The 499-nt window shown below is 37.3% G+C and carries 1 protein-coding gene; it reads right to left on the bottom strand.

The window, feature by feature from the left end; genetic code table 11:
* Positions 1–234 (bottom strand): ribonucleotide-diphosphate reductase subunit beta (locus HC176_RS16140; RefSeq protein ID WP_209309754.1); only part of this gene is annotated, 234 nt, incomplete at its 3' end.
* Between the last annotated feature and the right edge of the window lie 265 nt (positions 235–499).

Here is a 499-nt window from a genome sequence, read left to right as displayed (position 1 = left end):
ATTCACGATCCCATCAGATGCGGCAAAAAAGGCAAGGATGTGCTTGATGAAATATCTTTCATCAGACGTTAATTTATGGTTCCAGTCGGTAAGGTCCTGGTGCAGGTCAATTTCTTCTGCAGTCCAGAAACTTGCCTCCATTTTCTTGTACCAATCCCAGATGTCGTGATGTTTAATGGGGAAGATCACGAATCTGTCCTTGTTCTCCTGCAAAATGGGTTCTAACTGAGCCATAATCTTTGTAGTTTGGTTGGTGTTAATGGTTCTAACAAATATTGGGAATTATGTAAGAGTTTCTCCTACAGCGACTGAAAGCTTTTCAACAAAGTTTTCAACATGACAAATAAAATTTGTTGCTGAATTTTTGTTAAACTCCGTGATTAGATGTTTATAAATGAGGTACTTAGTTCCTGTTAAAAGAATTAAGAACAGGGATTCGGCCTCCGGATTTTTTACCAGTTAACAATGCTCAAAAAGGGCATTTTTAAAGACTTATATT

This window comes from Tamlana crocina (assembly GCF_012037625.1).
This window is presented reverse-complemented; position numbering and strand designations above follow the sequence as displayed.